Genomic DNA, 6,312 nt, shown 5'->3' with positions numbered 1-6,312 from the left:
AGGGATCAGCCTTACGAAATCAGGTTGAACAGAATCGGCCTTCGCCGAACTGTTGTCATCTTATTTTCCGGTAAACACTTTGTCAACACATATATTTCTCGCACGCGAGAAATCACTCCGTTCGGCGTTACACGAGCACCGCACATCGAGCCTCACCGACCGCACGTCCGTAACCAGCGATTGTTATGTCCCTTCTATTGGGGTACGCTTCTCGCATGCGAGAAATCTCCAACAGGCGGGAGCAACTTACCGGGAATCACCAGCTCATTTCAGGCGATTCTCGCATGCGAGAAACCTGAAGCCGATACACCACCCGCAACTCATCGACATTGACCAGCCAGGCAAATCGGCATTCTTCGCGTTGCCGCCCACGTTCCCGCCAGAACTGGTGCCGGAAGCTTGCGCGCAATTTGTGCGCGACTGCGTGCCGGGGCTGACGACGCGCGAGCTTCTTGCACTCACTCAGGCGCACGGTTGGCGGCCGACTTGGAAGCCGCTGCAGCACTTGACGCGGGACGATCTCGAAGCGTTCGGTCTTGGCCTGACGGTCGATGGCTGCGGCGTGCCGTTGATCGCGCGAATGCGACGGGTGGGGCAGGGCGTGCGGCCGACACCACCGCAAGAACGCAACTCACGGCAGATGAATCTGTTTTGAAACGCAAGGAAGGGTAATGACAGGCACCGACAAGAAGCGGATCCCGCAGCTGCTGCGTGTTGAGCTCACTGAACTTACCGGCCCGATCGAGCAGCCTTACGCGCCCGATGCACGTCATTCTTTCGGGCCACGCGTGCAGATCGAGCACCCCTGTGATCGCTTTGCGCTCGCCGCAGGCTTTACGTCATGGGTCGCAGCTCGAACGGCCATCCTGGCCGGTGCGATCGTCACGGCACCTGGCCCGCGCGTTGGCAAAACGACGCCCGAATATGAATTATTCATCAAGCAGATTCGAGCGGATGGCCTGGTGATGGTGACTCCTCGGCAGGAGTGGTTTGGGTTGGTTTCCGTTGGCATACTCGAGCGCTTTCCAAAGGACGCGCAGGCGAGGGCAGCTGACGACCAGCAGATTGATGATGAGCCGCGAAATTGAGCGCGCGAGAACAGGGAGGGGGAGTATGCAAAATGATTTAAGTCTTGGGCTGACGATCCTGTCGTCGCTGTAGGATCCCCCACATCAACGATGAGGATCTCGATCATGAACTTGGCAACGATGCAGCTTAAAGCAGGCGGGTGGGGCAGGGGCCTGGTGGCCGCGGCGCTGCTGATTGCTCTGGCAGCTGTCGACCGGGGGCTGTCGGCCCTCTGGCCGGCCGGCTACGGACTGGTGCATCCGCTGGCGGCGATCGCCGCGCTGGCCAGCCTGCCGCTGGTCGCGTACCTGATCACGCGGTCCTGAACGACGCCGAACCCGGCTGCGGCCGGGTTTTTGGGGCACGCCCTCAATGCCGATAACTCCTCTTAGCGGCATTGCGTTTAATGCTCGAAAACCCCGTCGGGCCGGAATCCACTTGTTTTTAGATGCGGAAAATACGTATAATATGTATTCATTGCTCCCGGAGGTCATCATGCCCACCATTACCGCCACCGATCTGGCCCGCCACACCCGCCAGATCCTCGACCAGGTCGCGCAGCGCCGCGAGACCGTCGTGGTCGAACGCAACCAGACCGTGATCGCACGCCTGGTGCCCGCCGACCCCGTCATGAATGCCGCGCAGGCGCTCGAGGGGCTGCCGACGAGTCTCGGCGCCGAAGATGCTGCCCGCTGGCTGCGCGACAGTCGCGCCGGCTTCGAAGACGGGGTGCGTGATCCGTGGGCGTGATCATCGACAGTTGCGTGTGGGTCGGCCTCGCCGGCGGCACCGTCGATTCGCGTGCCGTGATCGACGCCGCCGGCGACGCGCCGGTGTTCATCTCGACGATCTCGCTGGGCGAACTGGCATTCGGCGTACAGGCGTGCGCGGATGCGGCTGAGCGCGCGCGCCGGGCCGCCCATCTGCGTCAGCTCGAGCGGCGCCCGGTGCTCGACGTCACGCGTCACACCGCGGCCGCGTTCGGTGTACTGGCCGCCGCAGTCAAACAGGCAGGCCGCTCGCCGCGCCCGCGCTACAACGACCTGTGGATCGCCGCACAGGCGATTGAGCACGGCTACGCGCTGATGACGCTGAACGTGGCCGATTTCGCGGACTTGCCAGGGTTGACCGTGCGAATCCCGACATCAGGAGAGCAGTAATGGCAACGAGCTGGTTGATGGTTTTGATGGTGAGCGGATCGATGGCGATCGGCGACGGCGGGTATAAGTCCGAAGCGCTGTGTCAGCGCACGGGCACCGAGGCCGTGGCGCGCCTGGATCGCCACGAGGCGGAAGTGGAAAAGGCCAACACCAAGGTTTCGCCCGGTATCACGGTGCAGTCGTATCGGGCGCGAAATTGGTCGTATCAGTGTCTGCCGACCGACAAGGGATAGAGCGCGATGAGCAAGACCCTGAGCTATACCGCCCTGACCGCTCGCGCCGAGCGGACGATACGGCAACTGACATCCAAAAGTCATGACGAAGCGCGCGGCGCCCTTGCGATGTGGGACGACCTCGTCACGGAATTGCTCGCGTTCAACCGCGCTGACTACCAGGCCGATCGCGCCCGGCTCGAGGCGCTGATCGACGGCGATCGCGCGCCTACCTCTCAACCTTGAACGGAGCCACCATGCCGGAAGTCAACCGCTACAACTCGGGTCTCGCCATTCGGGGCGAGCGCTACTGCGTCACGATCCAACCGTGTTCCACCCATCTCGAACTCCGGGAACCCGATGCCACGCTACTCATCACCGTCGATGCGCGCTCGTCGTCATGGGGCGACGAGTGGGCCCGGGTAAGTGGCGACAACGCGATCGCGGCGGGTCCGCAGAATGTCTACGTGACGCAGACGGCCGGGATTCTGGACGTGCTGCAGGTGCTGCCCCCGAAGCACGCGGATCTGCGGGAGTTTCGGGTGGGCTTCGCCTTGACGCTCGAGCCGGGCATGCGCGAGCCGATCCTTGCCGCGCTGCCACGCGTCGAACGGGTCACCGAGCTGACCACGGCCGTCGGCCAGGTCGTCGAGCCGCTGCTCGGCCGCGCGCGCGAGCCCTACGCGCACACTGCCCTCCAGCCCCATGAAATCGCCGCCATCCAGTCGATCGCGGCCAATATCGTGCTCGGCGAGAAAAGTGTCGACGACGCGATCCGGTGGTCCGTGCTGCTGCCGCCGCAATACACGACCTGGGCTTTTAGCGAGGCGGGCGATCACCCGCATTACGCGGAGCTCGGTGCCGCACTGCGTCAGCCCGCCGTACAAGCGATCCTGGCCGACGCCGGCCGCAACCTTCACGCGTGACGGCCGGCCGACGCGCACGCCATTTCCACTCTTTCGAGGTGCAACGATGAGTCTGCAAGCAGTCGACCGACCGATCCTGACCACGGGCCTCACGACCGGTACGCTGTACCGCGCGTTCGTCGTGCTGCCGGACGCACTGTGCCGATCGCGCGGCACATTCGACGAGCGCACCGTGTTCTTCGAAGCGCCACGCGGCAAAGACGAGGCCGCCCACCTTGAACAATTGCTGGCGCACGCGTGGTGCGTCGACACACAAGGCTGGGCCGAGGATGGCGCCATCTACAACATCTACAGCGCCGCCGAGCTCTATGCAGACAAAACGGATCCAGCCGTCGATCTGCGGCTGCTCGATATCGGTGGTGGCCCGGATGGTGTCGGACCGACCAAGGCGTATTACGCGCGCACACCCGACGTGGATCTGTTCGTGACGCCGCGCGTCGCTGCACGTCTGCGAGAGCTGCTCGCGATCGTCGACGCGTTCTACGCGAAGGCCGGCCAGACCACGGCGAAGTGATCAAGGAAGGGCAGATGACGCGCGTGCTCGAGACGGCCGAAGCCGGGTTGATCGTGCTGCCCGAGCACGACTATCAGGTGTTACGGCGCAGGGGCGACGATCAATACGGATTTTGATCCACGGGGAGGAAAGGTCGATGTCGATATTCGAGATTGCGAGTTGGATTGCCTTGGGGACAGTGCCGATTACGGCGCTGGTTACGGTCGTGCGGTCGATCTACACCGGGAACTGGATATGGACGCGATTCCTGTTGCTGCCCGTCATCCTGACGGCATTGCTTCTATGTTTTGACATGACGCGCCCACAACCCGTGACAATAGTCAACCTGATCGCTGCACTCCCGTTCCTTCTTGCCGCATTTTGCTTAGTCAACATGTTGGCGGGTTTGTGCACGGGTGGCTTGCCGGAGACGGAGACGATCAAATGAAAACGACTGCCCGCTACACCAAAGGCCGCGGCGACGCGTCGGTCCACGCCCGCACGCGCGTGTTCGCGTGGGAGGACCACCAGGTGATCGAGCTCGACGTTGTCGGCATGCTCGACAGCGAACAGCACTTCCGCATTCTCGCGACGGCCGATGAGGCGGAGCGTCTTGCGCAGCAACTGCTCGACGCGGCCGCAAAGATCCGGGTCTCGGCGACCGCCGATTCCACTAACCTCAACACCTGAAATTCCACCGTGCACGACTACACCGTCTCGTACCCTGAACTGACCGGATCCGCCGAAAGGCACATCCGCGACTATATGATGCTCGCCGCGGCCGCCGGCGACGAAGCAGAGCGCGCGTCATTGCGTGCGTCTGCCGTTAGCGTGTTCGCGTACTGGCTTGGCTTCGTGAATGCGGCCCGGAAAACCGTCGATGACGCGGGACGGCAAGCGCTGCAGCGCGACGAGCATCGGCTGCTGGGGCTGGTCAACGCCGCGGCCGCACCGTCCGGGGGTAACACACAGGAGCGCCGGGCATCATGACCGCTGCCTTCGACCGTAACGCCGCGCTGGCCGCCGTGAAGCTGGCGCTCGCCGACACGATCGCGCGCGACTATGCGAATGCCCTGTCGATCGATCGTTACGCGGGCGCCGGCGCGCTGGCGCACTGGCCGCCCAATCCTCATCACTGCCACGAGCAGGTTGCGCGATGGCTGCAATTGCACCCTGGCGATACCCCGGTACGCGGCTGGCTCGCGGACGGGGGCGACGGGGCGCAACAACGCTTCGTCTCCCACTCGTTGATCCGCAGCGCGTCCGGTGCGCTACTGGATGTCGCGTTCGCGCGGCCGCCGTACGTGCAGCGTTTCATCGAACACCCGACGGCGGCCGGCGATTTCCTCGCGTTGGTCCTCGGCGAGCCGCCGGTGCCGGAACTCTATGTGTCGATTCCCTGCAGGAGTTAAATTCATGGCTCGCTCCTCCTCCAAAAAGCCGCCCGCCAGGCCGGCACCGAAGTACGTCGACGGTGTGGTGTTTACGCTCGCCATGCGGACGGGCGATGTCGAGGTGATCGGCATACCGTTCGAGCACCGCGGACGGACCAGGGCCGTTCATGCCGTCGTCGGTCTTGATGACGTTCAGTGTTACGCAGTGTCCGACGTGCTGTTGGGAATGCACGTGCCGAAGAGTGAGGCGTCGACCATCGAAGCGTCGCGCGCGGCGGCGATTGCCACGCTCGACAACATTACGGACGAGAGCTGGGCCGATGCCTTCGAGTCCGCTCGAGCCGCCACGGCCCAGTGAAAAACCGTCACCTCAGGCATCCGGAGGGATTACCGTCGCGGGCGGCTCCGGTCTCCGTTCAGCCCTGAATTAAGCGCCGCACCAGCGGCATGCACCAACCGGTCCGGAGGACATCATGTTTCGCAATTGGATGGCGCGGTTCGCGTGTTTGATGGGAGTGCATCGCTGGGTGCAGCATTCCCATTACCACTACATCCTGAACGACAGCGGGCTCCACGCGTACCAATGCGAGCGCTGTGACAAGGTGCGGTCGTCGAATTTCCCGAGCCAATGAGAAAAGCGACCTCCCGCAGCCACCGGCCGCTGACCCGGGCACAGCTGCTGCCGATCCCGGCAGCCGAACTACGCCGGATCCAGCTGAAGCATCACGTGGCGCTGGCGGCATTGCGCGACGCGAACGACGACGTCGCGCAGCTGGCCACGCTCTTGAATGCGATCTACCTCGCATACTTCCTCGACCCGACAGAGCCGACCCCCTATCGACGGGCCGAGACGGCGCTACAAGACTACGCCGACCGCGCCGCGCAGGGTCAGCCGGGCGCGCTGACCGACCTCGAGCGCGCCGCAGTCGAGCACGTTCTCGCACGGCTGGACGCGCAACTGGCCGCGGTACCGATGCACCGCTATGTCGCCGCGTTCGAGCGGCTTCAGCGTGTCACCACTGCCGACACGGTTGTATCACCCATTCCTGCAGGCTGAAC

Annotated in this window: 15 protein-coding genes; all 15 read left to right on the top strand. The window is 63.8% G+C overall.

The genetic code is table 11. The features are described 5' to 3' along the window. Window positions 1–52: 52 nt before the first annotated feature. The 15 genes from AC5LXK_RS37595 to AC5LXK_RS37525 all read left to right on the top strand — a co-directional run bounded on the left by AC5LXK_RS37595 (window position 53) and on the right by AC5LXK_RS37525 (window position 6,310). Window positions 53–655 carry a hypothetical protein gene (locus tag AC5LXK_RS37595; protein WP_224755974.1) on the top strand — a complete coding sequence of 201 codons (603 nt, stop codon included), beginning with the start codon at window positions 53–55 and terminating at the stop codon, window positions 653–655. Between the two features lie 16 nt (window positions 656–671). Then, window positions 672–1,088: a hypothetical protein gene (locus tag AC5LXK_RS37590; protein ID WP_049036302.1), complete on the top strand. Its 417-nt coding sequence runs from the start codon at window positions 672–674 to the stop codon at window positions 1,086–1,088. A gap of 105 nt (window positions 1,089–1,193) precedes the next feature. Next, window positions 1,194–1,394 (top strand): hypothetical protein, encoded by a 201-nt coding sequence (locus AC5LXK_RS37585; protein ID WP_049036313.1) that lies wholly within the window; start codon window positions 1,194–1,196, stop codon window positions 1,392–1,394. Between the two features lie 169 nt (window positions 1,395–1,563). Further along, complete coding sequence (locus tag AC5LXK_RS37580; protein ID WP_049036304.1) at window positions 1,564–1,818, top strand: type II toxin-antitoxin system Phd/YefM family antitoxin; 255 nt, start codon at window positions 1,564–1,566, stop codon at window positions 1,816–1,818. Then, the gene (locus AC5LXK_RS37575; RefSeq protein ID WP_049036305.1) at window positions 1,809–2,228 is read left to right on the top strand and encodes a type II toxin-antitoxin system VapC family toxin; all 420 of its coding nucleotides are present in this window, start codon (window positions 1,809–1,811) and stop codon (window positions 2,226–2,228) included. The genes AC5LXK_RS37580 and AC5LXK_RS37575 overlap by 10 nt, the downstream gene beginning before the upstream one ends. Further along, on the top strand, window positions 2,228–2,461 hold the full coding sequence (locus tag AC5LXK_RS37570) for a hypothetical protein (RefSeq protein WP_049036306.1): 234 nt from the start codon (window positions 2,228–2,230) through the stop codon (window positions 2,459–2,461). The genes AC5LXK_RS37575 and AC5LXK_RS37570 overlap by 1 nt, the downstream gene beginning before the upstream one ends. Before the next feature lie 6 nt (window positions 2,462–2,467). Next, window positions 2,468–2,686 carry a hypothetical protein gene (locus AC5LXK_RS37565; protein WP_049036307.1) on the top strand — a complete coding sequence of 73 codons (219 nt, stop codon included), beginning with the start codon at window positions 2,468–2,470 and terminating at the stop codon, window positions 2,684–2,686. Between the two features lie 11 nt (window positions 2,687–2,697). After that, window positions 2,698–3,366, top strand: coding sequence for a hypothetical protein (locus tag AC5LXK_RS37560; RefSeq protein ID WP_049036308.1), 669 nt, complete (start codon window positions 2,698–2,700; stop codon window positions 3,364–3,366). 46 nt (window positions 3,367–3,412) lie between these two features. After that, on the top strand, window positions 3,413–3,880 hold the full coding sequence (locus AC5LXK_RS37555) for a hypothetical protein (protein ID WP_163013129.1): 468 nt from the start codon (window positions 3,413–3,415) through the stop codon (window positions 3,878–3,880). A 136-nt stretch (window positions 3,881–4,016) separates the two neighbouring features. Next, window positions 4,017–4,307, top strand: a complete 291-nt coding sequence (locus AC5LXK_RS37550) for a hypothetical protein (protein ID WP_049035950.1) — start codon at window positions 4,017–4,019, stop codon at window positions 4,305–4,307. Beyond that, entirely contained in the window at window positions 4,304–4,549 is a 246-nt protein-coding gene (locus tag AC5LXK_RS37545; protein ID WP_049035947.1) for a hypothetical protein, read from the top strand. Before AC5LXK_RS37550 ends, AC5LXK_RS37545 begins: the two co-directional genes overlap by 4 nt. A gap of 9 nt (window positions 4,550–4,558) precedes the next feature. Continuing rightward, window positions 4,559–4,849, top strand: coding sequence for a hypothetical protein (locus AC5LXK_RS37540; RefSeq protein WP_089464347.1), 291 nt, complete (start codon window positions 4,559–4,561; stop codon window positions 4,847–4,849). Then, entirely contained in the window at window positions 4,846–5,271 is a 426-nt protein-coding gene (locus AC5LXK_RS37535; protein ID WP_089464346.1) for a hypothetical protein, read from the top strand. The genes AC5LXK_RS37540 and AC5LXK_RS37535 overlap by 4 nt, the downstream gene beginning before the upstream one ends. Window positions 5,272–5,275: 4 nt before the next feature. After that, complete coding sequence (locus AC5LXK_RS37530; protein WP_049035738.1) at window positions 5,276–5,611, top strand: hypothetical protein; 336 nt, start codon at window positions 5,276–5,278, stop codon at window positions 5,609–5,611. 270 nt (window positions 5,612–5,881) lie between these two features. Then, window positions 5,882–6,310 (top strand): hypothetical protein, encoded by a 429-nt coding sequence (locus tag AC5LXK_RS37525; protein ID WP_049035741.1) that lies wholly within the window; start codon window positions 5,882–5,884, stop codon window positions 6,308–6,310. The last annotated feature ends 2 nt before the right edge of the window (window positions 6,311–6,312 follow it).

The organism is Burkholderia pulmonis (genome assembly GCF_984667975.1).
Note: the sequence above shows the minus strand (reverse complement) of the source record. Positions and strands in the feature narration are given on the sequence as shown.

What these genes read in the sequence shown, in the direction of transcription:
- AC5LXK_RS37580 (WP_049036304.1), top strand. Translation starts at nt 1,564, where the DNA reads ATGCCCACCATTACCGCCACCGATCTGGCCCGCCACACCCGCCAGATC.
- AC5LXK_RS37560 (WP_049036308.1), top strand. Translation starts at nt 2,698, where the DNA reads ATGCCGGAAGTCAACCGCTACAACTCGGGTCTCGCCATTCGGGGCGAG.
- AC5LXK_RS37545 (WP_049035947.1), top strand. Translation starts at nt 4,304, where the DNA reads ATGAAAACGACTGCCCGCTACACCAAAGGCCGCGGCGACGCGTCGGTC.
- AC5LXK_RS37590 (WP_049036302.1), top strand. Translation starts at nt 672, where the DNA reads ATGACAGGCACCGACAAGAAGCGGATCCCGCAGCTGCTGCGTGTTGAG.
- AC5LXK_RS37570 (WP_049036306.1), top strand. Translation starts at nt 2,228, where the DNA reads ATGGCAACGAGCTGGTTGATGGTTTTGATGGTGAGCGGATCGATGGCG.
- AC5LXK_RS37555 (WP_163013129.1), top strand. Translation starts at nt 3,413, where the DNA reads ATGAGTCTGCAAGCAGTCGACCGACCGATCCTGACCACGGGCCTCACG.
- AC5LXK_RS37550 (WP_049035950.1), top strand. Translation starts at nt 4,017, where the DNA reads ATGTCGATATTCGAGATTGCGAGTTGGATTGCCTTGGGGACAGTGCCG.
- AC5LXK_RS37565 (WP_049036307.1), top strand. Translation starts at nt 2,468, where the DNA reads ATGAGCAAGACCCTGAGCTATACCGCCCTGACCGCTCGCGCCGAGCGG.
- AC5LXK_RS37585 (WP_049036313.1), top strand. Translation starts at nt 1,194, where the DNA reads ATGAACTTGGCAACGATGCAGCTTAAAGCAGGCGGGTGGGGCAGGGGC.
- AC5LXK_RS37530 (WP_049035738.1), top strand. Translation starts at nt 5,276, where the DNA reads ATGGCTCGCTCCTCCTCCAAAAAGCCGCCCGCCAGGCCGGCACCGAAG.
- AC5LXK_RS37525 (WP_049035741.1), top strand. Translation starts at nt 5,882, where the DNA reads ATGAGAAAAGCGACCTCCCGCAGCCACCGGCCGCTGACCCGGGCACAG.
- AC5LXK_RS37535 (WP_089464346.1), top strand. Translation starts at nt 4,846, where the DNA reads ATGACCGCTGCCTTCGACCGTAACGCCGCGCTGGCCGCCGTGAAGCTG.